24 protein-coding genes and 1 tRNA gene are annotated in these 25,525 nt (G+C 66.0%); 10 read left to right on the top strand and 15 right to left on the bottom strand.

What is annotated here, in order from left to right:
• Positions 1 to 537: 537 nt before the first annotated feature.
• The 7 genes from der to ndk all read right to left on the bottom strand — a co-directional run bounded on the left by der (position 538) and on the right by ndk (position 7,501).
• Positions 538 to 1,938 carry a ribosome biogenesis GTPase Der gene (gene der / locus JMF82_RS08605; RefSeq protein WP_201314112.1) on the bottom strand — a complete coding sequence of 467 codons (1,401 nt, stop codon included), beginning with the start codon at positions 1,936 to 1,938 and terminating at the stop codon, positions 538 to 540.
• A 20-nt stretch (positions 1,939 to 1,958) separates the two neighbouring features.
• Positions 1,959 to 3,185, bottom strand: coding sequence for an outer membrane protein assembly factor BamB (gene bamB / locus JMF82_RS08600; protein WP_201314111.1), 1,227 nt, complete (start codon positions 3,183 to 3,185; stop codon positions 1,959 to 1,961).
• Positions 3,182 to 3,826: a tetratricopeptide repeat protein gene (locus JMF82_RS08595; RefSeq protein ID WP_201314110.1), complete on the bottom strand. Its 645-nt coding sequence runs from the start codon at positions 3,824 to 3,826 to the stop codon at positions 3,182 to 3,184. The genes bamB and JMF82_RS08595 overlap by 4 nt, the downstream gene beginning before the upstream one ends.
• A gap of 149 nt (positions 3,827 to 3,975) precedes the next feature.
• On the bottom strand, positions 3,976 to 4,956 hold the full coding sequence (locus JMF82_RS08590; RefSeq protein WP_236585365.1) for a helix-turn-helix domain-containing protein: 981 nt from the start codon (positions 4,954 to 4,956) through the stop codon (positions 3,976 to 3,978).
• A gap of 71 nt (positions 4,957 to 5,027) precedes the next feature.
• Entirely contained in the window at positions 5,028 to 5,825 is a 798-nt protein-coding gene (gene pilW, locus JMF82_RS08585; protein ID WP_201314108.1) for a type IV pilus biogenesis/stability protein PilW, read from the bottom strand.
• Positions 5,815 to 6,951: a 23S rRNA (adenine(2503)-C(2))-methyltransferase RlmN gene (gene rlmN, locus JMF82_RS08580; RefSeq protein WP_201314107.1), complete on the bottom strand. Its 1,137-nt coding sequence runs from the start codon at positions 6,949 to 6,951 to the stop codon at positions 5,815 to 5,817. Before rlmN ends, pilW begins: the two co-directional genes overlap by 11 nt.
• Before the next feature lie 124 nt (positions 6,952 to 7,075).
• Positions 7,076 to 7,501: a nucleoside-diphosphate kinase gene (gene ndk / locus JMF82_RS08575; protein WP_201314106.1), complete on the bottom strand. Its 426-nt coding sequence runs from the start codon at positions 7,499 to 7,501 to the stop codon at positions 7,076 to 7,078.
• 236 nt (positions 7,502 to 7,737) lie between these two features.
• Between ndk and JMF82_RS08570 the strand changes: the two genes are divergently transcribed.
• The 3 genes from JMF82_RS08570 to JMF82_RS08560 all read left to right on the top strand — a co-directional run bounded on the left by JMF82_RS08570 (position 7,738) and on the right by JMF82_RS08560 (position 12,216).
• Positions 7,738 to 8,361 (top strand): TetR/AcrR family transcriptional regulator, encoded by a 624-nt coding sequence (locus JMF82_RS08570; protein WP_201314105.1) that lies wholly within the window; start codon positions 7,738 to 7,740, stop codon positions 8,359 to 8,361.
• Between the two features lie 76 nt (positions 8,362 to 8,437).
• The gene (locus JMF82_RS08565; RefSeq protein WP_201314104.1) at positions 8,438 to 10,825 is read left to right on the top strand and encodes a 3-hydroxyacyl-CoA dehydrogenase/enoyl-CoA hydratase family protein; all 2,388 of its coding nucleotides are present in this window, start codon (positions 8,438 to 8,440) and stop codon (positions 10,823 to 10,825) included.
• A gap of 182 nt (positions 10,826 to 11,007) precedes the next feature.
• Positions 11,008 to 12,216 (top strand): acetyl-CoA C-acyltransferase, encoded by a 1,209-nt coding sequence (locus JMF82_RS08560; protein ID WP_201314103.1) that lies wholly within the window; start codon positions 11,008 to 11,010, stop codon positions 12,214 to 12,216.
• A 70-nt stretch (positions 12,217 to 12,286) separates the two neighbouring features.
• On the opposite strand, the gene JMF82_RS08555 is transcribed toward JMF82_RS08560, so the two are convergent.
• Positions 12,287 to 12,670: a DUF202 domain-containing protein gene (locus tag JMF82_RS08555; RefSeq protein WP_201314102.1), complete on the bottom strand. Its 384-nt coding sequence runs from the start codon at positions 12,668 to 12,670 to the stop codon at positions 12,287 to 12,289.
• A gap of 137 nt (positions 12,671 to 12,807) precedes the next feature.
• Between JMF82_RS08555 and JMF82_RS08550 the strand changes: the two genes are divergently transcribed.
• The 5 genes from JMF82_RS08550 to cycA all read left to right on the top strand — a co-directional run bounded on the left by JMF82_RS08550 (position 12,808) and on the right by cycA (position 17,682).
• A complete protein-coding gene (locus JMF82_RS08550; RefSeq protein WP_201314101.1) occupies positions 12,808 to 13,347 on the top strand; it encodes a DUF2058 domain-containing protein in 540 nt (179 codons plus the stop codon).
• A 101-nt stretch (positions 13,348 to 13,448) separates the two neighbouring features.
• Complete coding sequence (locus JMF82_RS08545; protein ID WP_201314100.1) at positions 13,449 to 14,333, top strand: oxidoreductase; 885 nt, start codon at positions 13,449 to 13,451, stop codon at positions 14,331 to 14,333.
• 25 nt (positions 14,334 to 14,358) lie between these two features.
• On the top strand, positions 14,359 to 15,357 hold the full coding sequence (locus JMF82_RS08540; RefSeq protein WP_201314099.1) for an AraC family transcriptional regulator: 999 nt from the start codon (positions 14,359 to 14,361) through the stop codon (positions 15,355 to 15,357).
• A gap of 113 nt (positions 15,358 to 15,470) precedes the next feature.
• Positions 15,471 to 16,193: a 2OG-Fe(II) oxygenase gene (locus JMF82_RS08535; RefSeq protein ID WP_201314098.1), complete on the top strand. Its 723-nt coding sequence runs from the start codon at positions 15,471 to 15,473 to the stop codon at positions 16,191 to 16,193.
• 76 nt (positions 16,194 to 16,269) lie between these two features.
• Positions 16,270 to 17,682, top strand: a complete 1,413-nt coding sequence (gene cycA / locus JMF82_RS08530) for a D-serine/D-alanine/glycine transporter (RefSeq protein ID WP_201314097.1) — start codon at positions 16,270 to 16,272, stop codon at positions 17,680 to 17,682.
• A 120-nt stretch (positions 17,683 to 17,802) separates the two neighbouring features.
• Here cycA and JMF82_RS08525 read toward each other — a convergent pair.
• From JMF82_RS08525 to JMF82_RS08510, 4 genes are all read right to left on the bottom strand, one after another.
• A tRNA-Gly gene (locus JMF82_RS08525) sits at positions 17,803 to 17,878 on the bottom strand.
• Positions 17,879 to 17,938: 60 nt separating this feature from the next.
• A complete protein-coding gene (pgsA, locus tag JMF82_RS08520; protein ID WP_201314096.1) occupies positions 17,939 to 18,541 on the bottom strand; it encodes a CDP-diacylglycerol--glycerol-3-phosphate 3-phosphatidyltransferase in 603 nt (200 codons plus the stop codon).
• Positions 18,542 to 18,624: 83 nt separating this feature from the next.
• Positions 18,625 to 20,451 carry an excinuclease ABC subunit UvrC gene (uvrC, locus tag JMF82_RS08515; RefSeq protein WP_201314095.1) on the bottom strand — a complete coding sequence of 609 codons (1,827 nt, stop codon included), beginning with the start codon at positions 20,449 to 20,451 and terminating at the stop codon, positions 18,625 to 18,627.
• Between the two features lie 32 nt (positions 20,452 to 20,483).
• Positions 20,484 to 20,966, bottom strand: coding sequence for a low molecular weight protein-tyrosine-phosphatase (locus JMF82_RS08510; protein ID WP_201314094.1), 483 nt, complete (start codon positions 20,964 to 20,966; stop codon positions 20,484 to 20,486).
• A 338-nt stretch (positions 20,967 to 21,304) separates the two neighbouring features.
• Here JMF82_RS08510 and JMF82_RS08505 point away from each other — a divergent pair, with 338 nt between their 5' ends.
• Together JMF82_RS08505 and JMF82_RS08500 are read left to right on the top strand one after the other, a co-directional pair.
• Entirely contained in the window at positions 21,305 to 21,811 is a 507-nt protein-coding gene (locus tag JMF82_RS08505) for a pilin (RefSeq protein ID WP_201314093.1), read from the top strand.
• Positions 21,812 to 21,955: 144 nt separating this feature from the next.
• Positions 21,956 to 22,114, top strand: a complete 159-nt coding sequence (locus JMF82_RS08500) for a hypothetical protein (protein ID WP_201314092.1) — start codon at positions 21,956 to 21,958, stop codon at positions 22,112 to 22,114.
• Between the two features lie 3 nt (positions 22,115 to 22,117).
• Here the strand turns inward: JMF82_RS08500 and kdsB are convergent, their stop codons facing one another.
• The 3 genes from kdsB to pheA all read right to left on the bottom strand — a co-directional run bounded on the left by kdsB (position 22,118) and on the right by pheA (position 25,452).
• On the bottom strand, positions 22,118 to 22,888 hold the full coding sequence (gene kdsB, locus JMF82_RS08495; protein ID WP_201314091.1) for a 3-deoxy-manno-octulosonate cytidylyltransferase: 771 nt from the start codon (positions 22,886 to 22,888) through the stop codon (positions 22,118 to 22,120).
• A 136-nt stretch (positions 22,889 to 23,024) separates the two neighbouring features.
• The gene (gene aroA, locus JMF82_RS08490) at positions 23,025 to 24,326 is read right to left on the bottom strand and encodes a 3-phosphoshikimate 1-carboxyvinyltransferase (protein WP_201314119.1); all 1,302 of its coding nucleotides are present in this window, start codon (positions 24,324 to 24,326) and stop codon (positions 23,025 to 23,027) included.
• Between the two features lie 37 nt (positions 24,327 to 24,363).
• Positions 24,364 to 25,452: a prephenate dehydratase gene (pheA, locus tag JMF82_RS08485; RefSeq protein ID WP_201314090.1), complete on the bottom strand. Its 1,089-nt coding sequence runs from the start codon at positions 25,450 to 25,452 to the stop codon at positions 24,364 to 24,366.
• Positions 25,453 to 25,525: the final 73 nt, after the last annotated feature.

Genomic DNA, 25,525 nt, shown 5'->3' with positions numbered 1-25,525 from the left:
AAAGGCTGTCGCGCACAGGGTGCGCTCCTACAGAGAGAACAGAGAGAGGTTGTCGCTCGCGATGTGCCGCGCAGCGGCACGAGCAGTCACGGGTCCCCTGTGTGGCGGTGAGGGGTGGACGAGCAGGCCCCGCAGGGTTGCCCGACAGGGATGTCGGGCACTTTTCGTCCGGGCAGGAGCCCGGTCGAAAAGCCCGGCCGCGCCTCACGGACTGGCTGGGCCGCAGGCCCGGCCAGCGCCACGCGGGGTGCCCTTCTCTTTGGTTACTTTCTCTTGGGCAAGCAAGAGAAAGTAACCCGGCCTTCCCACGGGGACTAGCTTCGCGTCGCCGGCAGGAGGACGGAAGTCCGCGGCAGGCGGGCACAGTCACGATAACGCGACAATCAGGAACCGAGGCCCTGGATCCCGGCCTACGCCGGGACGACGAGCCATGAAGATCGAGGCGAAAGGCTGTCGCGCACAGGGTGCGCTCCTACAGCGGGAGAAGGAAGAGGCGGTGAATCGGTGTCCGCAAGGAAAGAAGGAAGAGGCGGTGAGTCAGCGACCGCGCTTCTTCATCTCGCGGATCATGCGCTGGCGCTTGCGCTTCTGGCTGTCGGTCAGCACGTTCTTCTTCCCGGCGAACGGATTCTCGCCATCGCGGAACTCGATGCGGATCGGCGTGCCTTCCAGGCGGTAACGCTTGCGGAAGAAGTTTTCCAGGTAGCGGCGATATGCCGGCGCAATGTGCTTGGTGCGGCTGCCGTGGATGACGACGGTCGGCGGATTGGTGCCACCCGGATGCGCGAAGCGCAGCTTCGGTGCATGGCCGCGCACCAGCGGCGGCTGGTAGCCCTCGTAGGCGCGTTCCAGGGTCTTGGTGAGTTCGGAGGAACCCAGCTCCCTGGTCGCCGCGTGATGCGCACGCACGATCGCCTTCATAAGCTCGCGCAGGCCCGAGCCGTGCAGCGCCGAGATGAATACGGTCTTGGCCCAGTCGACGAACTGCAGGCGGCGCGCCAGCGCGTTCTGGCACTGCTCGCGCTGGTAGCTGTCCATGCCGTCCCACTTGTTGACGGCAATCACCAGCGCCCTGCCCTCGTCGACGGCGTGGCCGATCAGGGTCAGATCTTGGTCGGCCAGGTTCTCGCGGGCGTCGACCATGACCACCACCACCTGGGCGGCCGCCATCGACTGCAGCGTCTTGATGACGCTGAACTTCTCCACCGCCTCTTCCACGCGCGCCTTGCGGCGGACGCCGGCGGTGTCGATCAGGGTGTACTTGCGACCGTCGCGCTCCAGCGACACCTTGATCGGGTCGCGCGTCGTGCCCGCCACGTTGGAGACGATCAGGCGATCCTCACCCAGCAGGCGGTTGATTAGCGTGGACTTGCCGGCATTCGGACGACCCACGATGGCAACGCGAATGCTGTCCGGGTCGGCCGCCTCGATTTCTTCGTGCGCGTCTTCGGGCAGCAGCGTGAGCGCCGATGCGATGAGGTCTTCCGTGCCGCGATTGTGCGCAGCGGACAGCGGCAGCGTGTTGCCGATGCCGAACACGGCGAATTCCGCCATGGCGTTCTGCAGGTCAAGGCCATCGGTCTTGTTGACCGCGGCGATGATCGGCTTGCCGCTGCGGCGCAGCTCGTCAAGGATGGTGCGGTCCTGCGGCAGCAGGCCGTCGCGAGCATCCACCACGAACACCAGCACGCTGGCTTCCTCGATGGCCAGTCGCACCTGCTGTGCGGTGAGGCCTTCGATACCTTCTTCTTCGCCGGACAGGCCGCCGGTGTCGACCACCACGAACGGGCGTGCGCCGGTGCGGCACACCCCGTAGTGGCGGTCGCGCGTCACGCCCGGCATGTCGGCCACCAGGGCGTCACGGCTGCGCGTCAGTGCATTGAAGAGGGTCGATTTACCGACATTGGGACGACCGACCAGGGCAACGACGGGCAGCATGGGACAACCTTCGGGTGCGATCAGCGCGCGCCGAGACGGTAAGCGCCGATGCGGCCCTTCACGTCTTCGACGTACACAGTGTCGCCCACCACCAGCGGCTGGGCACGAATGGCTTTCTTGGACAGGCGCTCACGACCGGCCAGCGCGCCGTCACCGGTCTGCAGCCAGTGCACATAGCCTTCCAGGTCGCCCACGACGACGTAGTCGCCCTGCACGACCGGGCCGGTAAGCCAGCGATACTTCAGGGAATCGTTCTTCCACATGTCGGCGCCGCCGTTCTTGTCGAACGCCCACACCTGCGAGTCGTCGTTGACGCCGTAGATCGCGTTGCTGTTGATGTCCAGCGAGGTGAACGTGGAGAACGGACGGCTCCACAGCGGACGGCCACTGGGGCCATCAACAGCGGCCAGGTTGCCGTGGTAGGCAGCGCTGTACAACGTGTTGCCCTGGAGCAGGATGGAGCCATCGGCGTCGCTCAGGCGCTCGATTTCGGTGCGGCCCTCGCCGCTGGCAAGCGACTGCTCCCACAGCTTCTCGCCGTTGTCCAGGCGCAGCGCGACCAGCTTGCCGGCATCGCTGCCGTAGAACACCACGCCGTTGGCGACCATCAGCGGACCGTTGCCGCGCAGGCTCAGGAGCGGCACGGTGTCCTGGTCATAGACCCAGCGGCGTTCGCCGTTGCTGCTGTCGAAGCCGTACAGGCGGCCATCCTGCGTGCGGGCGATCACCAGGTTGCCGGAGATCACCGGCGCGGAAATCACCTCGGAATTGACCACCGACTCCCAGCGCGGGCTGCCGTCCTTCGCATTGATGCCGTAGATGTGGCCGTCAAGCGTGCCCACGACCACGAGGTCGCCCGACGCGGCCGGACCGCCGGCATACAGCGCATCGGCGCGCTTCTTGTCGCCCCAGCCGAACCAGCCCCGCGTGCGCGAGCTCTTGGTCCACAGCGTCTTGCCACTGGCCGCGTCGAAGGCAGCGATCTTGCCATCGGTGCTGCAGGCGTAGAGCACGCCGTCGGCGAACGCGGGACGCAGGCGCACGCCGCTGTCGCCGGCGCCATCGCCCACGCTGCTCGTCCACAGCTTGGTGACCTGCACGCTCGGCTTGAAATCCTTGGCCAGCGGCGTCGGCGGCTGGACGTTTTCCTTCTTGAAGGAGTGGCACCCGGCGAGCACGACCAGCGAGGTCAACGCCACCAGCCACACGCGCTTCATCGCACCGTGCTTCTTCACTTCAGGTTTCATGCACCCTGCTTCCCGGCCACGGCCAGATCATCGATTTTCATCTGCACGCTCTGAGGCGCGTTCTCGCCCAGCGCCGCCTTGGCGGCTTCGTACGCCTTGCGGGCATCGTCCGGACGCCCAAGCTTGACCAGCACATCGCCGCGTAGTTCCTGCCCGACGCCTTCATAGGCCTTGGCAGGCATGCGATCGAGGGCCGCCAGTGCATCGGCGCCCTTGCCTTGCGCCAGCAGCACCCGGGCGCTGCGCAATTGCATGAGGGCCTTCAGGTTGGCGTCGCCGGCATGGCTCTCGGCCCAGCCCAGCGATTCGAGCGCCTTGTCGAGCTGCTTGGCCTGGACCTGGCGCTGCGCGCGGTCACCCGCGGCAAACGCGGCGTACGAGGTGTCGGTGTAGTCCTTGAGCAACTGCTCGGTCAGCGAGTCGGCGCTGTCGGACTTGCCTGCGGCCACGGCATCCTGCACCTGCTGATAGAGATTGGCGGCCTCCGACTGGTGGTCGGCCTTGTGCTTGTTCCATTGCTGCCAGCCGAAGATGCCGACGAGACCGATGGCAATGCCGACGACGATGGACAGGCCGTTCTGGCGCAACCACTGCTGTACGCGTTCGCTCTGTTCGAATTCGTCGTACTCTTCAAATGCCATGCAGTCACCTTTGGAAACCGCACGCCGAAAGCCCTTGCGGGGCGCCTGACGTGCGGAAAAAAGAAATCAGCCCATGGTCCGCACGCTGCCGGGCGGACAATGGGCAAGCATAACCGATTGCGCCGGACCGCACAGGTCCGGCGTGAGCATCAGGCACCAGCCGGCGAGGCCTTGCCGTCACGCACTTCGACACGGAAGTGGGCGACATTGGAGCGGCGATAGCTGTCCAGCGCCATGGGCTGGCCATCCAGCATCACCTGCGCACCATTGGCGTTGCCGATGCGTACTTCCAGCGGCTGATCGCTGTGGTAGGTCTTGGAACTGCCGGCCGGCAGCAGACCGTACTCGAGGCGGGATCCATCCTTGGCGGTGACTTCCACCCAGCTGGCGCCCTGCAGGCTCAGCACCAGGCTGTGGGCGCCATTGCCACTGGCCGCCTCGGCGGGCGCCGGCTGCGGCGCAGCGCGCGCAGTGTCGCTGCCCAGGCTGGGAAACGGCGCCATGGAGGCCATCAACGGCTGCTGGTCCGGCTGCGTCGCCGGTACCTGCGTGGCGGCCTGCGGCGGCGTTGCCGGGGCGGTGGAAGCGACGTTGCCGTTCGCGTCCGCGACGCCAGGTTCGGTCGATGGTGTAGCCGCCGCCGCGGCCGTGGACGCGCTTGCGGGCGCATCGACCTGTGCAACGGGCGCGGCATCGAGCGGCGCCAGATGGCTCACGTCGCGATCCAGCGTGCCGCGCACGCCCAACCAGATGGTCGGTACCACGATCGCCGCCGTCAGCACCACGTAGGTGGCGGCACGAGCGTAATGCTCGAGCAGATAGCGCGAGTGCGAAATGCCCCCGGTCGCCACCAGGGTCGGCTGGCTGGGCTTGATGCGCTCCAGCTCGCCCTTCACTTCCGATTCGTCCACGCCCAGGTAGCGCGCGTACTTGGTGAGGTAGCCGCCCAGGTACACCTGGTAGTCGATACCCTCGTACTCGTTGCCTTCAATCTGGCGCAACACCCGCACGGGAAGACGCAGCGCATGCGCGCAGGTTTCCACGTCCAGGCCACGCGCCTCGCGCACGGCGCGCAGGCGGCTGCCCAACCTGGCGTGGCTGGTTTCCAGCGAAGAATGTTCCGTATCCATGGTGGTGTCGGGTACGTCGGTAAAAGGGAATGCTCGGTTGCCGCTGTTGGCCGTGTTTGACTGCTGGGATGTCATTGGCGTGCGGTTGCGTCGAGGGCGCGCGCCTGTTCCGAATCCGGGAACTGGCCTTGCAGTCGCCTGCTGTAGTTGAGAGCAGCATCCTTGTTGCCCAACCGTGATTCGATGTCATGACCAAGCTTGAGCGCCGCCGCACTCGGCTGACCCAGGGCGTCGAAGCGCTGGATGAAGGCACGTGCACGGAACGCATCGTTCTGAAGATAAAGCACGTTGGCGAGCTGATACAACGCCTCGGCGTTCTGCGGGTCGATCTCGATCGCCTTGCGGAAGTCGACTTCCGCGCCGGCGAAGTCCCGGCTGCGCGTCAGGCAGGTGCCGGCGTTGGTCCAGGCCAGCGACGGCGTCTGGTAAAACGGATCCGCCACCGCCTTCTGGAAATACGGCATGGCCTCGGCGGCCTTGTCTTCCCGACTGCACAGGAACAGGCCGAGGTTGTTGTTGGTGTCGCCCTTGGTGGGCGCCAACGCCTGCGCCTTGCGGTAATGCAGCTCCGCATTCGGAAGGTCGTTGATGCGCTCGTACACCACCGCAAGCACGGTGTGCGCGGGCACGTAGTTGGGATCGAACTCCAGCGCCTTGTTGAGCTTGACCATGGCGTCCTGGAGATCGCCATGCTCCATGTACTGCTGGCCCAACTGGGTGTGCACGCGAGCCCCTTCCTCGCGCTGCTCGGCCTTGGTGGCACGTGGAATCTTGGTTGCCACGCCACCGGCTTCGGTGGTCGTGGTGGTGACACACCCCGTCAGGGCGACGGCAAGGCCGGCGCTCAGCAGGACTCGTTCAAGCCGCATGGCTCGCCCCCTCGTCCAGACGCTTGCGAAATTCGGCCTGGCGACGGGTGCGATCCAATACCTGCCCCTTGAGCTGACCACATGCAGCATCGATGTCATCACCGCGCGTGCGGCGCAACATGGTCAACACATTGGCGTTGAGCAACTGGGTCTGGAAGGCGCGGATGGTTTCGGCGTCGGAGCGCTCGAAACGCGTGCCAGGAAATGGATTGAACGGAATCAGGTTGACCTTGCAGTTGGGCAGGCGGCGCATCAGCTTGATGAGCTGGCGGGCGTGCTCCGGCTGGTCATTGACACCCTTCATCAGGGTGTACTCGAACGTGATCGAGGTGCGCGGCTTGCGCTCGAGCCAGCGCTGGCAGGCCGCCACCAGCTCGGCGATCGGGTAGCGCTTGTTGAGCGGCACCAGTTCGGTGCGCAGCTCGTCGTTGGCGGCATGCAGCGACACGGCCAGCGACACGTCGATGGTTTCCGACAGCTTGTCGATCATCGGCACGAGGCCGGCGGTCGACAAGGTGACCCGCTTGGATGCCAGGCCGAAGCCGAGGTCATCGCGCATCAGGCTCATGGCCTTGGTCACGTTGTCGAAGTTCAGCAGCGGCTCGCCCATGCCCATCATCACCACGTTGGTGATGCGGCGGTTCTGGTGCGTGACGTTGCCGAGGTACTTGGCCGCCACCCACATCTGGCCGATGACTTCGGCAGTGGAGAGGTTGCGGTTGAAGCCCTGCGTCGCGGTGGAGCAGAACTGGCAGTTGAGGCCGCAGCCGACCTGCGAGGACACGCACAGCGTGCCGCGGGTCGGCTCCGGGATGTACACCGCCTCGATGGCGTTGCCGCCATCCATGCCGAGCAGCCACTTGTGCGTGCCGTCGGCGGCGCCCTTGTCGAACAGGGTCTTCGGCGGGCCGACATAGCACGACGCTTCGAGCTTCGCCCGAAGCGCCTTGCCGACATCGGTCATGTTTTCGAAGTTGTCTTCCAGGCGATGGTAGATCCACTTCATCACCTGCTCGGCGCGATACGGCTTCTCGCCCAGCTGCGCGAAGAAATCACGCAGGCCCTGGCGATCGAAGTCGAGCAGGTTGACCTTGTCGGTGGTGGTGGATGCGGCCTGGTCAGTCATCTTCAAATTCGCGGCTCAATGCCGCCCTCTATTTCCTTACGCCATCCAAAGAAACGCGTTTCCCGGTGAAGAGTGCGGCCATGGATGGCTGCTTTTTGATCTTCGCGTTCACGGATGAACGCACTTACCTCGAAAAGATTTCGGTCGTCGCGAAGAAGTACGCGATCTCGACGGCAGCCGTTTCGGCAGCGTCGGAACCATGCACGGCGTTCGCGTCGATGGAGTCGGCGAAGTCGGCGCGGATCGTGCCCGGCGCAGCGTCCTTCGGATTGGTGGCGCCCATCAGCTCGCGGTTCTTGAGGATGGCGTTCTCGCCTTCCAGGGCCTGGATCATGACCGGACCGGAGATCATGAACTCGACCAGCGCCTTAAAGAACGGACGCTCCTTGTGCACGGCGTAGAAGCCTTCGGCTTCCTGGCGCGACAGGTGCTTCATCTTGGCGGCAACGACCTTGAGGCCGGCCTTTTCGAAGCGGGCGTAGATTTCACCGATCACGTTCTTGGCAACGGCGTCGGGCTTGATGATGGAAAGGGTGCGCTCCAGCGCCATGAGTCTGCTCCGGGAAAACTGGTATCTGAATGGGCGGGCCGGTCTTTGCCGGCAAAGTACGCCAAATCCGGCGTCAATATGCGGATTTAGCTCACGAAAGTTTGACAGATTCTAACTGATACGCAAGTCGCGCGTAGGCCCGCCCGCGCACCAGTCCAACGATCGTTTGACGGGCGCAAATCGACCCGCGTATGCTCAAACGATCGTTTGATTTGAACCTGCGGGGATCACGAACCATGCCAGCTTCGCATACCGCCTTGCCCACCAAGGAGCGCATCCTTGGCGCCGCCGAGGAATTGTTCGCCAGGCATGGCTTCGAGGGCGCCTCGCTGCGCCAGCTGACGGCGGCCGCCGGGGTCAACCTGGCGGCCGTGAACTACCACTTCGGCTCCAAGGACCGCCTGATCGAAGAGGTGTTCCGCCGCCGCCTGGACCAGTTGAGCAGCCGCCGCATGGCCGCCCTGCAAAAGGTGGCCGGCGAGCCTGATACCACCATCGAGGAAGTGCTGGCGGCTTTCATCGTGCCTGCACTGGAGCTTTCCCACGATGGCAACGGCTCCCTGTTCATGCGCGTGCTGGCGCGCGCCTTCGCCGAGCACGACGACACCCTGCGCAAGTTCCTGTCGGACAACTACGGCCACGTGATGCGCCAGTTCACCGCCGAGTTCGCCCGCCTGCTGCCCCACCTGAGCAAGGAGGAGCTGTACTGGCGCGTCGACCTCGTGACCGGCGCCCTGACCCATGCCATGTCCGGCTTCGGCATGATCCAGCGAAAAAGCGATGTCACCGAGCACGTGCATCGTGAGCAGACCGCCCAGCACCTGATCCGCTTCGCCGCCGCCGGTCTCAAATCCCCCTGATCCCGGCGACCGAACACCCTCGGCCGATCACGGCCACCCGTTTCACCTTCCTGTGTCTCGCACTACGGAGAAACCAATGACCGCTCCATCCACTCCCAAGGCAGCGCTGCGCATCCGCAAGGCCGCGGTGCTGGGCGCCGGCGTCATGGGCGCGCAGATCGCCGCGCACCTGACCAATGCCGGCGTCGAAACCGTGCTGTTCGACCTGGCCGCCAAGGAAGGTCCCAAGAACGGCATCGCGCTGAAGGCCATCGCCAACCTGCAGAAGCTCTCGCCTGCCCCGCTGGCCGACAAGACCGTCGCCGCCGCGATCATTCCGGCCAACTACGACGAGCACCTGGATCACCTGAAAGACGTGGACCTGGTGATCGAGGCGATCGCCGAACGGATGGACTGGAAGCTGGATCTCTACAAGAAGATCGCTTCGCACCTGTCGCCGACCGCCGTCATCGCCTCCAACACCTCGGGCCTGTCGATCAATGGCCTGGCCGAGGTGCTGCCGGAGGAAATGCGCCACCGCTTCAGCGGCGTGCATTTCTTCAACCCGCCGCGCTACATGCACCTGGTGGAGTTGATTCCGACCCGGCTCACCGACAAGACCGTGCTGGAAGGCCTGGAAGCCTTCCTCACCACCACGCTGGGCAAGGGCGTGGTGGTCGCCAAGGACACGCCGAACTTCATCGGCAACCGCATCGGCGTGTTCTCGATGCTGGCCACCATGCACCACACCCAGCAGTTCGGCCTGGGCTTCGACGTGGTCGACGCCCTGACCGGCCCGGCCGTGGGCCGTCCCAAGAGCGCCACCTACCGCACCGCGGACGTGGTCGGCCTGGACACCATGGCGCACGTCATCAAGACCATGGCCGACACCCTGGCCGACGATCCGTGGCACGAGTACTTCAAGGCGCCGGTGTGGCTGTCCGCCCTGATCGAAAAGGGCGCGCTGGGCCAGAAGACCGGCGCGGGCTTCTATCGCAAGGCCGGCAAGGACATCGTCGTGCTGGACGTGGCCAAGCAGGACTACCGCGCATCCGAGCAGAAGGCCTCGGACGAGGTGTCCGCCATCCTCGCCATCAAGGACCCGGCCGAGAAGTTCGGCAAGCTGCGCGCGTCCAGCGATCCACAGGCGCAGTTCCTGTGGGCGACCTTCCGCGACCTGTTCCACTACAGCGCCTACCACCTGGCCGACATCGCCGATACCGCGCGCGACGTCGACTTCGCCATCCGCTGGGGCTACGGCTGGAAGCTCGGCCCGTTCGAGACCTGGCAGGCCGCCGGCTGGCAGCAGGTGGCCGGCTGGATCGCCGAGGACATCGCCGCCGGCAAGGCCATGAGCAAGGCGCCGCTGCCCACGTGGGTCACCGACGGCCGCCACGGCGTGCACGGCAAGGACGGCTCCTGGTCCGCCGCCGAAGGCAAGAACAAGCCGCGCTCGCAGCACCCGGTCTACCGGCGTCAGCTGTTCCCCGATCCGATCCTGGGCGAGAAATTCGACCAGGGCACCACGGTGTGGGAGAACGACGGCGTGCGCCTGTGGACGCTGGGCGACGATGGCGTGGGCATCCTCTCGTTCAAGACCAAGATGAACACGGTCAACGACTACGTGCTCGATGGCGTGCAGCAGGCAATCGACGTTGCCGAGCAGCAGCTCAAGGCCGTGGTGATCTGGCAGACCGGCGAGCCGTTCTCGGCCGGCGCCGATCTCAAGGGCGCGCTGGGCCTGCTGCAGGCCGGCAAGTTCGACGACTTCGAGAAGATGGTCGCCAACTTCCAGGCCACCAGCATGCGCATCAAGCACTCGCTGGTGCCTGTGGTGTCCGCCGTGCGCGGCCTCGCCCTCGGCGGCGGCTGCGAATTCCAGATGCACTCGGCCCGCACCGTGGCCGCGCTGGAGAGCTACATCGGCCTGGTCGAGGCCGGCGTCGGCCTGCTGCCGGCCGGTGGCGGCCTGCATGAGCTGGCCGTGCGCGCCGCCAAGGCGAACCCGGAAGATCCGTTCGAGTCGCTGAAGAAGGTGTTCGAGACGGTGGCGATGGCCAAGGTCTCGGGCAGCGCGCTGGAAGCCAGGCAGCTGGGCCTGCTGCGCGACAGCGACGTGGTCGTGTTCAACGCCTACGAGCTGCTGTACGTGGCCAAGAAGGTCGCGCTGTCGCTGGCCGAAAGTGGCTGGCGCCCGCCGATGATGGCCCGCAACATCCCGGTCGCCGGCGACGTGGGCACGGCCACGTTCCAGGCGTCGCTCGCCAACCTCGCCGAGGGCTATTTCGCCTCGCCGCACGACGTGGCCATCGCCACGCGCATCGCGGACACGCTGTGCGGCGGCGCCATCGAGCGCGGTTCGCAGGTCGATGAGGAATGGCTGCTCGCACTGGAACGCAAGCACTTCGTGGAGCTGGCCAAGACGGAGAAGACCCAGGCCCGCATCGCCCACACCATGACCACCGGCAAGCCGCTGCGCAACTGAGAACGATCGTCGTCCCGGCGCAGGCCGGGACCCAGTCGCCGCTGTCCACACAGAGGCCACTGGATTCCGGCCTGCGCCGGAATGACGAGCAAAGAGTTATGGCTCGTCACCATGTACCCGGTGACGATCAAAAACACCAATAGCGTCGCCGCGAATCACGCGCGACGCCACGGAGCAAAACCATGACCAAGCAAGTGCAAGACGCCTACATCGTCGCCGCCACCCGCACGCCGGTCGGCAAGGCGCCGCGCGGCGTGTTCCGCAACACCCGTCCGGACGACATGCTCGCCCACGTGATCCGCGCCGTGATGGCGCAGGCGCCGGGCATCGATCCGCATCGCATCGAGGACGTGATCGTCGGCTGCGCCATGCCGGAAGCCGAGCAGGGCATGAACGTCGCCCGCATCGGTGCCCTGCTCGCCGGCCTGCCCTACACCGTGCCGGGCGTCACCATCAACCGCTTCTGCTCCTCGGGCGTGCAGGCCATCGCGATGGCCGCCGATCGCATCCAGCTCGGCGTGGCCGACCTGATGATCGCCGCCGGCACCGAGAGCATGAGCATGGTGCCGATGATGGGTCACAAGGTGGCGATGAACCCCGCCATCTTCGCCAACAAGGAAGACGTGGCCATCGCCTACGGCATGGGCATCACCGCCGAGAAGGTGGCCGAGCAATGGAAGGTCACCCGCGAGCAGCAGGACGCGTTCGCGGTGGAAAGCCACCGCCGCGCGCTGGCCGCCATCGCCGCCGGCGAATTCAAGGACGAGATCACCCCGTTCCAGCTCGATGACCACTACCCCGACCTCGCCACGCGCGGCATCACCACCGACAGCCGCGTGATCGACACCGACGAAGGCCCGCGCGCCGGCACCACGCTCGACGTGCTCGGCAAGCTGCGCACGGTGTTCCGCAACGACAAGTTCGGCGGCACGGTGACGGCCGGCAACTCCTCGCAGATGTCCGACGGCGCCGGTGCGCTGCTGCTGGCCAGCGAGAAGGCGATCAAGGAGTTCAACCTCACCCCGATCGGCCGCTTCGTCGGCTACTCGGTGGCGGGCGTGAAGCCGGAAGTGATGGGCATCGGCCCGAAGGAAGCGATCCCGAAGGCGCTCAAGCAGGTGGGCCTCACCAAGGACCAGCTGGACTGGATCGAGCTCAACGAAGCCTTCGCCGCACAGGCGCTGGCCGTGATCGGCGACCTGGGCCTCGATCCGGCCAAGGTGAATCCGCTGGGCGGCGCCATCGCCCTCGGCCATCCGCTGGGCGCCACCGGCGCCATCCGCGCCGCCACCCTGCTGCACGGCATGCGCCGCCGCAAGCAGAAGTACGGCATGGTGACCATGTGCATCGGCACCGGCATGGGCGCGGCGGGCGTGTTCGAAGCGCTCTGATCCGCCCTGCCCTGCAACGAAGGACGGCGCCGTAGCGATACGGCGCCGTTTGCTTTTGCACGCTACGGCGCTAACCGAGCGCGGCCACCTGCCTCGCCACGTACAAGGTGAGGAACACGGCCATCAGCACCAGCAGCGCCGCCATGGTTCTCGCGGTCCACGAATCCCCGTAGGTCGAAGACTCCTCCACCTCGATGGCCTTGTGATTGCGGTAATAGCGCAGCGTGGCGCCCGCGATCATCAGTGCGCCGACCAGCAGCAGACCGAGCCCGAGCCATTGGGACGCCCGCGTATGCAGGTTTTCCGTCACCTTGGCCGCCGCCCGCGAGGTGAACAGCAGGAAGATGTCGAACCGCTCCAGCAAAAAACCGAACGCCATGACTGAAATGGCCGTGCGCACCCACGCAAGGTAAGTCCGCTCATTGGCCGCGTGGTCGCTGAAGTGGGGTATCACGAGGTTTCCTTGTCGCCACGATATGTGCCGAGGCACCCCATCATGCACGCATACCGTCAGCGTGCCGTGTTCGCCCTTCGGGCCGCTGCCCGCAGCGCGGTACACTACTGGCCTCGCTTTGACGAACCGATCCACGCATGCGCAATCCCCTCCAGGAACAGCTACTGAAAGCCGGCCTCGCCAAGAAGGGCAAGGTCGACCAGATCGCGCGCGAGCAGGCCAAGCAGCGCCAGGGAAAGGCGGCAGGGGCTGCACCTGACGACAAGATCGACGCCCAGCGCCTGCAGGCGGAACGTGCGGAGCGCGACCGCGCGCTGGCCGCCGAACGCAATGCACAAGCCCGTGCCCGTGAACTCGCAGCGCAGATCCGCCAGATCGTCGACGCCAACAAGGTCAGGCGCGAGGGTGAGATCAGCTATCGCTTCACCGACGGCGACAAGATCCACAGCGTGCTCGTCAACGAATCGCTGCGTGCGCAGCTTGCGAAGGGCACGCTGGTCGTCGTCCGTTCCGGCGATGGGTACGAACTGCTGCCGCGCGCCGCCGCGGAGAAGGTCCGGGAACGCGACGCCGCGGCCATCGTGCTGGACCACGGCCAGCCTTCCGACACCAGGCCCCCGGGCGAAGACGACGAGTACTACAGCCAGTTCAAGGTCCCCGACGACCTGACCTGGTAACGAAACAAGCACCCCGCATTTTTGGCGCAATCGGATTACCTGGCATCCCTGCCCGCCTCCTAAGGTCTTGTCACCCACAAGACCCCGGCAGGAGGTAACCCATGTCACAGGTATGGCTCATCACCGGCAGCTCGCGCGGCTTCGGCAAGGCGCTCGCGGAGGCTGTGCTGGCCGCCGGCCATCGACTGGTCGCCACGGCGCGCCAGCCGGCCCAGCTTGAAACCCTCGTCACGCGCTACGGCGACCAGGTGCGCACCGTCGCCTTGGACGTCACCGACGCCACCGCTGCACACGCCGCCGTACAGGCTGCCGTCGACGCGTTCGGACGTCTGGACGTCGTGGTCAACAACGCCGGCTACGGCAACCTCGCCACCATCGAGGAAGGCAGCGACGCCGACTTCCGTGCGCAGCTGGAAACCAACTTCTTCGGCACCGTGAACGTCACCCGCGCCGCCCTGCCCATACTGCGTCGCCAGCGTGCCGGCCACATCATCCAGTTCTCGTCCATCGGCGGGCGCATCGGCGTGCCCGGCCTGGCCGCCTACCAGTCGGCCAAATGGGCGGTGGAAGGCTTCTCCGAAGTGCTGGCCAAGGAGGTGGCTGCCTTTGGCGTCAAGGTAACCCTGGTCGAGCCGGGTGGTTTCCGCACGGACTGGGGTGGGCCATCCATGACGGTGTTCGAGCCGGCGGCGGATTCGGAATACAACGCCGTGCTCGCTCCCATGTTCGCCGCACGCCAGAGCTACGTGGGCAACGAAAGCGGCGACCCGTCGAAGGCCGCGCAGGCGATCCTTACCATCGCGAACGATCCGCAGCCTCCGCTGCGCCTGCTGCTGGGCTCGGATGCGGTGTATCTGGCCGAACAGCAACTGGCCAAGATCGCTGCGGAAGACGCCAAATGGCGTACGCTCAGCCTCTCGACCGATTTCGACCTCTCGCCACAGGCCGCCGAGGATCGCGAACGCATGGTGCGATCGGTCTTGTAAACAGGCCCGCCGGATTGACGCGACGATGAGAGCCGACCAGATTCCGCTGAGCCGCGGTGCCTTTTCGCGCATGAGCGCACTCGGCCTTGACGTGCCCGCCGTGCTCGCGCACGCGGGCCTCTCGCTGGATCTGATGTCGGCATCTCGTCCCGTCGTCACCACGTCGCAGTTCTTCGCGTTCTGGCGATCCGTGGAAGCCTTGTGTCCGGATCCGTCGCTGGGCCTGCGGCTCGGCGACGGCACCCGCACCGAGGTCTACGACATGGTGACCGCCGCGGCGCTGCACGCCGGCACCCTCGGCGATGCCCTGGACAAGCTGGCCCGTTACAAGCGCCTCACCTGCCCCGAAGACGTCGTGGTCGAATACACCCGTGACGAAGCCGCCGTCTCCATGCGATGGATGCTGGGCGAGGGGCATACCCCGCGATTGCTGGTCGACGCGATGTTCGCCTCGAACTTCGCACTGGCGGAGCGCGGTACCGGCCGTGCGCTGCACCTGCGCCGGATCGAACTGACGCGGCGCCCGGCCGACGGCGCGCTGTTGCAGCCGCATTTCCGCTGCGAACTGCGTTTCAATGCGCCGCAGGATCGCATCGTGTATCCGCGATCGGATCTGGAGCTTCCCTTTGTCACGCAGGACGAGGGTCACCTCGCCAACGTGCTGCCGTTGCTGGAAGGCTCGCTGCGCGAGCAGACCGCCGCCACGCCGTTGCGGGACAAGGTATGGAATGTCCTGTCGCGAGGCATGCGTGGCGGCCACCTGCGGATGGCCCAGGTAGCCGACGCACTGCATTTGAGTCCACGCACCCTGCAACGCCGCCTGGGTGACGCCGGCACCAGCTATCAGCAGGTGCTGGACCAGGTGCGCCACCATCTGGCGCGCCGCCTGCTCGACGCCACCGACCTGGATGTCGGCGAAATTGCCTTTCTTCTCGGCTTCGAGGAGCTCAACTCCTTCAACCGCGCGTTCCGCCAATGGGAAGGAGCGACACCGGCGCGCTGGCGCACAGCCGCCTCCGCTTGAGTGCCGCGGCCGCTGGACCGCGCGGCACCGGCGTGGGCCAAGCGCAAGAACCGGAGTGTCTTCCGCCTGGAACGGCCTGAAGATGGCTCGTTTCCACAGCGCGCCTTTCGCCCATGACATCCGCAACGCCACTGCTCGACCGATACCTGCATGAAACGGACTGGGTCGCGCTCACGGAGCAATTGAACCTGTCCGGCTGCGCTTTGCTCCCGGGCCTGCTTGCGCCCGACGCTTGCGCCGCGATGGCGGCGATGTATGAGCGGCACAGCGGCTTCCGCAGTCGCGTGGTGATGGCTCGCCACGGTTTCGGGCGCGGCGAGTACCAGTACTTTGCGTATCCGTTGCCTGATCTCGTGCAACGCCTGCGTACGCAGCTGTACCGCCGGCTGGCCCCCATCGCCAGCGCCTGGAATGCGCAGATGGGCATCGACACGATCTTTCCGGACACGATCGAAGCCTTCCTCGCGCGTTGCCACGATGCAGGGCAAGGGCGTCCCACGCCGCTGCTGCTTCGCTATGGAGCAGGCGACTACAACTGCCTCCATCAGGACCTGTACGGCGAGCATGTATTTCCGTTGCAGGTCGCCGTTCTGCTGTCCGAACCCGGCAAAGATTTCACCGGCGGCGAGTTCGTGCTGACCGAGCAGCGGCCACGCATGCAATCACGGCCGGAAGTGGTGCCGCTGCGCCAGGGCGATGCGGTGGTATTCGCCGTCAACCAGCGCCCCGTGCGGGGCACGCGCGGCGTCTATCGCGTCACCATGCGCCATGGCGTCAGCCGGTTGCGCAGCGGACACCGCCATACGCTGGGCATCATCTTCCACGACGCCCGGTAGGCGGTACCGGCACGACGGTCCGGGAATCCTTTAGGATGACCGCTTTCGCCCCGCCGCCGAGAGGATCGTGCCGACGATGAAGACCCATGAAACCACCGCAGGGCCTGCCGGGCAGGAGCATCACCTGCAGCGAAACCTGCGCAACCGCCATTTGCAATTGATCGCGATCGGCGGCGCCATCGGCACCGGCCTGTTCATGGGCTCGGGCAAGACGATCAGCCTCGCCGGCCCGTCGGTGATCTTCGCGTACGCGATCATCGGCAGCGTGTTGTTCTTCATGATGCGCGCGATGGGCGAGCTGCTGCTCTCCAACCTGCACTACAAGTCATTCGTCGATTTCAACTACGACCTGCTCGGCCCCTGCGCCGGCTTCTTTACCGGCTGGACCTACTGGTTCTGCTGGGTGGTCACCGGCATCGCGGACATCGCCGCCATCACCGGCTACATCCAGTTCTGGGCGCCCGGCGTTCCCCTGTGGCTGCCCGGTACGGTGTGCATTTCGCTGCTGCTTGGCCTCAATCTCCTCACGGTGAAGCTGTTCGGCGAACTGGAGTTCTGGTTCGCCCTGGTGAAGATCATCGCCATCGTGTCGCTGATCGCCATCGGCGCCGTGCTGATCGCCATCGGCTTCACCTCGCCCTCCGGCGCGAAGGCCGCGGTGTCGAACCTGTGGAGCCATGGTGGCTGGTTCCCGCATGGCGGCGCGGGCTTCCTCGCGGCGTTCCAGATCGCGGTATTCGCCTTCGTGGGCATCGAACTGGTCGGTACCGCGTCGGCCGAGGCGCGCGATCCGGAGAAGACGCTGCCCAAGGCCATCAACTCCATTCCCATCCGCGTGATCGTGTTCTACGTGCTCGCGCTGCTGGTGATCATGACGGTGACGCCGTGGAACCAGGTGGCGCCGGACCGCAGCCCGTTCGTCAACCTCTTCATGCTGATCGGCATCCCGATCGCCGCCAGCCTGATCAATTTCGTGGTGCTGACGTCGGCCACCTCGTCGGCAAACAGCGGCATCTATTCGACGGGCCGCATGCTGTACGGCCTTTCCGCCGGCAAGCTCGGCCCCACGCCGTTCGCCCGCCTGAGCAACAACAACGTCCCGGCGAACGGCCTGGCCTATTCCTGCGCGCTGCTGTTCATCGGCGTGCTGCTGCTGTACCAGGAAGGCGATGTCATGAAGGTGTTCACCATCGTGACCACGATCTCCAGCATCTGCTTCATCTTCGTGTGGTCGCTGATCATGATCGCGTACATGCGCTACCGGAAACTGCACCCCGAGCGCCATGCGGCTTCCATCTTCAAGATGCCCGGCGGCGTTGCCATGTGCTGGCTGGTGCTGGCGTTCTTCGCCTTCGTGCTGTGGGTGTTCGCGCAGAAGGACGACACGCTGCAGGGCCTGATCTACACGCCGGTGTGGTTCGTGGCGCTGGCGGCCTGCTATCCGTTCTACCGCAAGCAGGCGATCGAGCATCGCAAGCACACGCATTGACCGATCAGGAGCGGCGACCGCGCGTCGCCGCTCCATGCGGCGCGGACTTCATGCAGGCAATAAAAAAGCGACCCCGGGGTCGCTTTTTTTGTTGATCGCGATGCATCGACCAACGGAATCTGGAGCGGGAAACGAGACTCGAACTCGCGACCCCGACCTTGGCAAGGTCGTGCTCTACCAACTGAGCTATTCCCGCATCGGAGTCGCGCATTGTAATGGGTAATCGCGGCTCGTCAAGCACCCGTCATGCATTTGTTCAGTCGTCGCCCCGGATGTGTCCCATGGCGTCGCCCTTCAGGCTGGGCCAGGCGGCGCGCAGGTAATACAGGCCCGACCAGATGGTGAGGATGCCGGCGATCACCAGCAGCACTTCGCCGATGTGGTACAGGCGCAGCGCTTCGGCGCTCTTTTCGTGCTGCACGATCAGCACCACCAGCGCCACCATCTGCATGACCGTCTTGAGCTTGCCGATGAAAGCCACCTTCACCGTGGCGCGCATGCCGATCTCGGCCATCCATTCGCGCAACGCGGAGACGCTGATCTCGCGGCCCACGATGATCGCGGCCGTGATCGCCATCACCACGCCCGACCAGCCGCCGCGATGCGATTCGACCAGCAGGAACAGCGTGACGGCGACCATCAGCTTGTCCGCGACGGGATCGAGAAAGGCGCCGAACGCCGACGTCAGGTTCATGCGTCGCGCGAGATAGCCGTCGAGCCAGTCCGTGATCGCCGCCAGCAGGAACACGACCGCGGCGGTGATGTTGTGCCCGGGGAACTGCCAGTAGAACACCAGCACCATGACCGGCAGCAACAGCACGCGGAACAGGGTGAGCCAGGTGGGCAGGTTGATGTGCATAGATCCTTTCCGGGACGGTTCTTCAGCCATACAGGGGCAGCGTACCTGCGAGCCGCAGGCGCGCGCAGCGATCCACTGCGCGCCTAGCCATGCAGTACAGCATAAATGCGTTCCGCCAGGCCGCGATCAATGCCTTTGACCTGCGTGAGTTCCTCCACGCCGGCCGCTTCCACGCCGGCCAGTCCGCCGAAGGCCTTGAGCAGGGCCGTGCGGCGACGTGCGCCGATGCCCGGAACGTCCTCGAGCACACTGCGCTCGCGCGCTTTCTCGCGGCGCTTGCGATGCCCGCTGATGGCGAACCGATGCGCCTCGTCGCGCACGGCCGCCACGAGATGCAACGCGGGCGACGCCGGGCCTGGATGCAGGTTGCGGCCGGAATCGGCGAGGATCAGTGTCTCTTCGCCGGCGCGGCGCCCAGGGCCCTTGGCCACGCCCACCACGTTGATGCCGGTGACGCCAAGCTCCTTCAGCACATCCAGCGCCTGGGCCACCTGCCCGCTGCCGCCGTCGATCAGGAGGATATCGGGACGCGCGCCCTCACCTTCCGCCACTTTGCGGAACCGGCGCACCAGCGCCTGATGCATCGCGGCGTAGTCGTCACCGGGCGTGATGCCGCTGATGTTGAAGCGCCGGTAATGCGATTTCTCCGGACCTTCCGGACCGAACACCACGCACGATGCAACGGTGAGCTCACCCTGCGTGTGGCTGATGTCGAAGCACTCGATGCGGCGAGGCGATTCGCCCAATGCCAGCAATTTCTGCAGGTCGTCGAAGCGCGCCCCCAAGGTCTGCCGGCTCGCCAGCTTTGCCGTGAGCGATGCCTGCGCATTGCGCTCGGCCATCTGCAGGAAGCGCGCGCGTTCGCCACGCACGCTGGATTTCAGCTCGACCGCGTGGCCGGACTGCTGCGCCAGCATCTCGCCGAGGATCTGCTGGCTGGGCAGTGTTTCGCCCAGGATCAGTTCGCGCGGCACGGGACGATCGAGGTAGTACTGCGCGATGAACTGTTCCAGCACGTCGGCGGGCTCCGCATCCAGCGGCAGGCGCGGGAAGAAATCGCGCGTGCCGAGGCTGATGCCGTTGCGGAAGAACAGCACGCTGACGCAGGCCATGCCCGATTCGATGCGGCAGGCCAGCACGTCCATGTCGGCACTGGCGCCCTGCACGTGATGCTCCGCCTGCAGCTTGCGCAGCGCGGCCACCTGGTCGCGCAACGCGGCGGCGCGCTCGAATTCCAGGTTTTTGCTTGCGGTTTCCATCTGCCCGGCCAATTCATCGATGACCGCGCTGCTGCGCCCTTCGAGGAACATCTCGGCATGGCGCACGTCATTGCGGTAATCGTCGACCGTGATCAGCTTGACGCACGGCGCGGTGCAGCGACCGATCTGGTGTTGCAGGCACGGGCGCGAGCGATTCTTGAAATAGCTGTCCTCGCACTGCCTCACCTTGAACAGCTTCTGCATCAGGTTGAGGCTCTCGCGTACCGCGAAGGTGCTCGGGAACGGGCCGAAATAGCGCCCCGGCATGTTGCGCGCGCCACGGTGGAACGCCAGCCTCGGATAATCCTCGCCACCCGACAGGTAGATGTACGGATAGCTTTTGTCGTCGCGCAGCAGGATGTTGTAGCGCGGCTTGAGCGACTTGATCAGCTGCGATTCCAGCAGCAACGCCTCGCCTTCGGTGCGCGTCACCGTGATCTCGGCGCGCGCGATCTGCGACACCATCGCGGCGATGCGCGGCTCCATGCGCGGCTTGAGGAAGTAGCTGCCGACGCGCTTCTTCAGGTTGCCGGCCTTGCCGACGTACAGCAGATCGCCGTCCTCGTCGAAATAACGATAGACGCCGGGCGAAGTGGTGAGGGTCTTGACGAAGGCCTTGCCGTCGAAGGCCTGCGGCGAACTGGGCTGCATCAAGGAATTCTAGCTGGTTAAGGCAAGCCTGACTAAGCATCGCCTGCCAGGCAAAGGCGGGCGATGAGGCCGTCCACGCCACGCTCGGCGAGCGCGACGGACTCACGGAATCCGTCCTCGTCGCCGAAGTACGGGTCGGGAAACTCCAGCGGCGACGGCACGCCTGCCCAGGGCAGGAACAACTCGGGCGCGTTGCCGCGATCACGGCGCAGCGACTGGAGCGCCTCGAGGTTGTCGCTGTCCATCGCGAGCACCCAGTCGTACAAGGCGAAATCGTCGGACCGCACCTGCCTGGCGCGATGCGACGCCAGGTCGTATCCGGCCGCCGCCGCCGCACGCCGCATGCGCGGATCGGCACCTTTCCCCACATGCCAGTTGCCGGTACCGCAGGAGCCCAGCGTGAGCTGGAGTCCTGCCTCCGCGCAGCGCCGGCGCGCCACGGCCTCCACCAGGGGTGAACGGCAGATATTGCCCAGGCACACGAACAAAACGGATGGATTGTCTTTTTTAATCATGTAGTTATTCCGCACCCGGGGACGGCGGCAAGCCATCGGGCGTCGACGCCGGCGGCCTCAGGACATATGGCTGCGGCGCAAGCCATCGTCAAGGCTTCGTGATCGGAACGACACGTCCTTCCCGGTGCCGGCCACGTCGTCGTCACCGGGTGGGTGGTCACGCATGGCGGTATCCACCAGGCCCCTATGGCCTATTAACGGTACGTACACCGCCAGTGGGCAAGATCGAGCGGCGGCCGGCGCCTTCCAAGGTGCCGCCGGCCGCCTCGCGAGACAACCCAGGGAACCGAAGGGGAATACGATCCATGAGCATAAGAAGGCGACTGCGCCATTTGCCGATGGTCAACATCCTGGTCGTCGCCGCCGTGATCGCGGTGCTCCTCGCGTTGATCATCCCTGCGTGGCGCAGCCACGGCATTAAGCAGCACATCGCCGATGCGCTGAAGGGCGCTGACGCCGTGAAGCTGGTAGTGATGGAAGCGGCCACGGTGCATGGCGGTCTGGCCCAGGTTCGCGCCAGCGACCTGCAATACAACGCCAAGGCATCGAGCGGGGAGCACGTGGCCAATGTCGAAGTCGCCGACGGCGGACTGATCACGCTGTCGACCCGCGACACGGGCGCGAGTCCCGATCCGGTGATCATGTTCATCCCGACCGAGGGGACGGGCTCGGCCGGCGCCGATATCACCTGGACCTGCCAGGTCGTGCTGGGGGATGCCTCGCTGGCCCCGGCCAATTGCCAGGGACATGGATACGTACCTTCCACCGCAAGCTCCACGGCACCGGCCCCCGCGCCGGCAACGTCAGCACCCGCGCCGAAAGCCGCGCCGCCCGATAAATCCTGAGCACGCCGGGCAAGCGGGATCATCGATGACGAGGTGCAGGCGCTCCCGCATGGCTTGCAACCGGAACGCGTTGAGGTGAATTGGCCACCCCCCCCCCCTCGCGCCCATCGGCAACACGCCGCGCCTCGATGGATTGAAGCCGTCATGGGCTGCCTGCCACTACCCATACTGTTCTTGTCGGGCCTGCTGATCGGCCGCGCCGCAGGTGGCACCGACGGCGCCCTGTGGGGCGCCGGCACCGGCCTCGCGCTGGGCCTGCTGCTCGGTGGATGGTTCGTGGCGTCGGTGCGACGACGCCGCTAGCTCTCAGACCTCGGCGAGCCAACGCTCCGCGCGTTCGAGGTCGGCCTCGGTATCGATGCCCGGCGGAAACGGCTCGGGTGTAAGACGCACGGCAATGGGATGACCGTGTTCCATCACGCGCAGTTGCTCCAGCGATTCCGCCTGCTCCAGCGGCGTGCGCGACAGCGTGGTGTAGCGCTTCAGGAAGCCCGCGCGATACGCATAGATGCCGATGTGGCGCAGGAACGGCACGTCCGGCGGCAACACGTTGCGCTGCAAGGCGAAGGCGTCGCGCGCCCAGGGCAACGGCGCGCGGCTGAAATAGAGCGCGCGGCCCGCCGTGGTACGCACGAGCTTCACCACATTGGGATCGAACAGCTCATGCGCCTCCACGATGGGCGTCGCCAGCGTGGCCACCGGCGCGTCGTCCTCCGCCAGTGCGCGCGCCACCTCGCGAATGCCGGCGGCGGGCGCAAACGGCTCATCGCCCTGCAGGTTCACCACGATGGCATCGTCGGCCCAACCGTAGTGCAATGCGCATTCGGCAAGACGGTCGCTGCCGGAAGCATGGTCGCTGCGCGTCATGCACACGTCGACACCCTGCCCCGTCAACGCGTCGGCGATGCGCGGATCGTCCACCGCCACCACCACCTGCGTGGCACCCGCCTGCAGAGCCCGCTGCGCGACGCGTACCACCATCGGCACGCCACCAATCGCACGCAACGGCTTGGCCGGCAGGCGCGTGGAACCGTAACGCGCGGGAATGGCGACGATGAAAGGAGGAATGGCGGACATGGCGACCTCGATGTGAGGCGCCAAGCCTAACCGCAAACGCGCATTTGTAGGAGCGCACCCTGTGCGCGAAAAGCCGACGAAGCGGCGATGCCGACGCGCCGCGGTCACCCGCGGGGCGGCTCCTGCAAAGGGAGGCCTATGCCAGTCGAAAACCGCAGCCGTTGGCGAGCTCGAGGAACCCCGGGAACGACGTGGCGACATTGGCGCAATCGCCGATATGCACCGTGCCGTTCGCCACCAGCCCGGCGACGGCAAAACTCATCGCGATGCGGTGGTCACCGTGGCTGTCGATGCTGCCGCCTCCGATGGCGCCGCCTTCGATGGTCGCACCGTCCGGCGCTTCTTCGATGGACACGCCCAGGGCACGAAGACCTCGAGCCATGCAGGCAATGCGGTCGGATTCCTTCACGCGCAGCTCCGCGGCACCGCGCACGACCGTACGCCCCCTGGCAGCGGCAGCGGCAACGAACAGCGCCGGGAATTCGTCGATCATGTCGGGCACCAGGGCTTCCGGCAGCTCGATGCCGTGCAGGGGCGCGTGGCTGACCAGAAGGTCACCCACCGGCTCGCCGCCGCTCTCGCGCTCGTTCTCGATGCGGATATCCGCACCCATCAAGCGCAAGGCCTGCAGCAGACCGGTGCGCCGGGGGTTGAGGCCCACGGCCGGCAGCCGCAACCGCGAGCCGGGCACGATGCTCGCCGCGACGAGGAAGAACGCGGCGGAGGAAAAATCGGCCGGCACGTCGACGTTCGTCGCACGCAGTGCATGCCGTCCGGTGAGCTTGGCGCGGCCCGGCGTGAAGTCGATCGGCCAACCGAATGCGGCCAGCATGCGCTCCGTGTAATCACGCGTGGGGTGGGGCTCGATCACCTCGGTCTCGCCCTGTGCATACAGGCCCGCCAGCAGCAGCGCGGATTTCACCTGCGCGCTGGCGACCGGCAACGTGTACGAAATACCGTGCAGCGGCTGGCCGCCGCGCACCACCAGTGGCGGAAGGCCGTCCTGCGTGTCGATGCGGGCGCCCATCAATGCCAGCGGTTCGGTGACGCGACGCATCGGGCGCCTGGACAGCGATGCATCACCCACGAGCGTACTGTCGAATGCCTGCCCGGCCAGCAAACCGGCCAACAGGCGCATGCCCGTGCCCGCGTTGCCGCAATCGAGCTGCTGCGTGGTTCCGCGCAAACCATGCAGGCCAACGCCATGAACGACGCGTTCGCCGTCGGCCGGGGTGTCGATGCGCACGCCGAGCTGCTGCAGTACGGCAGCGGTTGCGCGCGTGTCTTCACCCTCGAGGAAGCCGCGGATGTGCGACGTGCCGTCCGCCAGGGCACCCAGCATCAGCGAGCGATGCGAAACGGATTTGTCGCCGGGCACGCGCACGTCGCCGTGCAGCGCGCCGCCGGGTTGGCTGGTCCAGTCGAGTCGGGTCACGATGAAATCTCCGCGACCGCCCTGGGCGGCCGCACATGGATCAGGGCAAGGCCACCGGGTATGAGCCAAGCACGCGCACCTGCGCGGCGGCGTCGCCCATTTCCTTCATGGCGGCCTGCATCGGTTCGTCGTTGATATGGCCGGATACGTCGATGAAGAACGCGTACTGCCATTTGCCCGAATGCGCCGGGCGCGACTCGATGCGATTGAGGCTGATGTCGTGCTCGGCGAACGGCTTGAGCACGTGATAGAGCGCGCCCGGCTTGTCGTTCACCGTGATCAGCAGCGACGTGCGGTCGTTGCCCGACGGCGGGAACAGCGAGCGACCGATCACCAGGAAGCGCGTGGTGTTGTCAGCGCGGTCCTCGATGGCCTGCGCAACGGTCTTGAGCCCGTATACGCGGCCCGCCGTTTCGCCGGCAATGGCGCCCGCGTCATCCGCGTGGCGCGCCAGGCGGGCGGCCTCGGCGTTGCTGCCGACGGCAATGCATTCCACATTGGGCAGGTTGATGCGCAGCCATGTCTTGCACTGCTGCAGCGACTGCGCATGCGCATAGACGCGCTTGATGTCCTCGAGGCGGCCATTGAGCGAGTGCAGGCACTGGTGCACGCGCAGTTCGACCTCGCCACAGATGGTGGCTTCGGACGTAAGGAACATGTCCAGCGTCACCTGGATCATGCCCTGACCGGAATTCTCCACCGGCACCACGCCGAAATCGGCATGGCCCGCGGCGACCTCCTGGAACACTTCCTCGATGCTGCCCAGCGGCAGGCCGTAAGCCGCGTGGCCGAAATGCTTGCGCACCGCCTGCTCGCTGAAGGTACCCTCGGGGCCAAGGAATCCGACCTTCAGGGGATCTTCCTGCGCCAGGCAGGACGACATGATCTCGCGGAACAGCCGCACCATTTCGGTGTCGGTCAACGGGCCGTTGTTGCGGTCCACCACCATCCGCAGCACGTGCGCCTCGCGTTCGGGGCGGTAATAGTCGATCGCCGAAAGCCCCTCGCCCTTCACGCGCGCCACTTCCTGCGCCCAGCCGGCGCGCTCGGAGATCAGCTGCTGGATCTGCTGGTCGATGCTGTCGATGCGCTGGCGCACATCGGAGAGCGAGGATTTCTTTTCGGTCATGTCGTGATCTGGCGGTAAAGCAGTCCAAATGGGGAACCGGGGATAGTCCCCGATCTACCGACGTGCGCGCAAC

Source organism: Dyella sp. EPa41, assembly GCF_016586165.1.
Lineage (GTDB): Bacteria > Pseudomonadota > Gammaproteobacteria > Xanthomonadales > Rhodanobacteraceae > Dyella.
Note: the sequence above shows the minus strand (reverse complement) of the source record. Positions and strands in the feature narration are given on the sequence as shown.

Excerpts from the sequence above, each read along its gene's own strand:
- JMF82_RS08590 (WP_236585365.1), bottom strand. The coding sequence starts at position 4,956 with ATGGATACGGAACATTCTTCGCTGGAAACCAGCCACGCCAGGTTGGGC.
- pilW (WP_201314108.1), bottom strand. The coding sequence starts at position 5,825 with ATGCGGCTTGAACGAGTCCTGCTGAGCGCCGGCCTTGCCGTCGCCCTG.
- pgsA (WP_201314096.1), bottom strand. The coding sequence starts at position 18,541 with ATGCACATCAACCTGCCCACCTGGCTCACCCTGTTCCGCGTGCTGTTG.
- ndk (WP_201314106.1), bottom strand. The coding sequence starts at position 7,501 with ATGGCGCTGGAGCGCACCCTTTCCATCATCAAGCCCGACGCCGTTGCC.
- JMF82_RS08540 (WP_201314099.1), top strand. The coding sequence starts at position 14,359 with ATGAGAGCCGACCAGATTCCGCTGAGCCGCGGTGCCTTTTCGCGCATG.
- der (WP_201314112.1), bottom strand. The coding sequence starts at position 1,938 with ATGCTGCCCGTCGTTGCCCTGGTCGGTCGTCCCAATGTCGGTAAATCG.
- JMF82_RS08560 (WP_201314103.1), top strand. The coding sequence starts at position 11,008 with ATGACCAAGCAAGTGCAAGACGCCTACATCGTCGCCGCCACCCGCACG.
- kdsB (WP_201314091.1), bottom strand. The coding sequence starts at position 22,888 with ATGTCCGCCATTCCTCCTTTCATCGTCGCCATTCCCGCGCGTTACGGT.
- JMF82_RS08510 (WP_201314094.1), bottom strand. The coding sequence starts at position 20,966 with ATGATTAAAAAAGACAATCCATCCGTTTTGTTCGTGTGCCTGGGCAAT.
- pheA (WP_201314090.1), bottom strand. The coding sequence starts at position 25,452 with ATGACCGAAAAGAAATCCTCGCTCTCCGATGTGCGCCAGCGCATCGAC.
- uvrC (WP_201314095.1), bottom strand. The coding sequence starts at position 20,451 with ATGCAGCCCAGTTCGCCGCAGGCCTTCGACGGCAAGGCCTTCGTCAAG.
- JMF82_RS08595 (WP_201314110.1), bottom strand. The coding sequence starts at position 3,826 with ATGGCATTTGAAGAGTACGACGAATTCGAACAGAGCGAACGCGTACAG.
- JMF82_RS08500 (WP_201314092.1), top strand. The coding sequence starts at position 21,956 with ATGGGCTGCCTGCCACTACCCATACTGTTCTTGTCGGGCCTGCTGATC.
- JMF82_RS08545 (WP_201314100.1), top strand. The coding sequence starts at position 13,449 with ATGTCACAGGTATGGCTCATCACCGGCAGCTCGCGCGGCTTCGGCAAG.
- JMF82_RS08565 (WP_201314104.1), top strand. The coding sequence starts at position 8,438 with ATGACCGCTCCATCCACTCCCAAGGCAGCGCTGCGCATCCGCAAGGCC.
- bamB (WP_201314111.1), bottom strand. The coding sequence starts at position 3,185 with ATGAAACCTGAAGTGAAGAAGCACGGTGCGATGAAGCGCGTGTGGCTG.
- rlmN (WP_201314107.1), bottom strand. The coding sequence starts at position 6,951 with ATGACTGACCAGGCCGCATCCACCACCACCGACAAGGTCAACCTGCTC.
- JMF82_RS08505 (WP_201314093.1), top strand. The coding sequence starts at position 21,305 with ATGGTCAACATCCTGGTCGTCGCCGCCGTGATCGCGGTGCTCCTCGCG.
- cycA (WP_201314097.1), top strand. The coding sequence starts at position 16,270 with ATGAAGACCCATGAAACCACCGCAGGGCCTGCCGGGCAGGAGCATCAC.
- JMF82_RS08535 (WP_201314098.1), top strand. The coding sequence starts at position 15,471 with ATGACATCCGCAACGCCACTGCTCGACCGATACCTGCATGAAACGGAC.
- JMF82_RS08570 (WP_201314105.1), top strand. The coding sequence starts at position 7,738 with ATGCCAGCTTCGCATACCGCCTTGCCCACCAAGGAGCGCATCCTTGGC.
- JMF82_RS08550 (WP_201314101.1), top strand. The coding sequence starts at position 12,808 with ATGCGCAATCCCCTCCAGGAACAGCTACTGAAAGCCGGCCTCGCCAAG.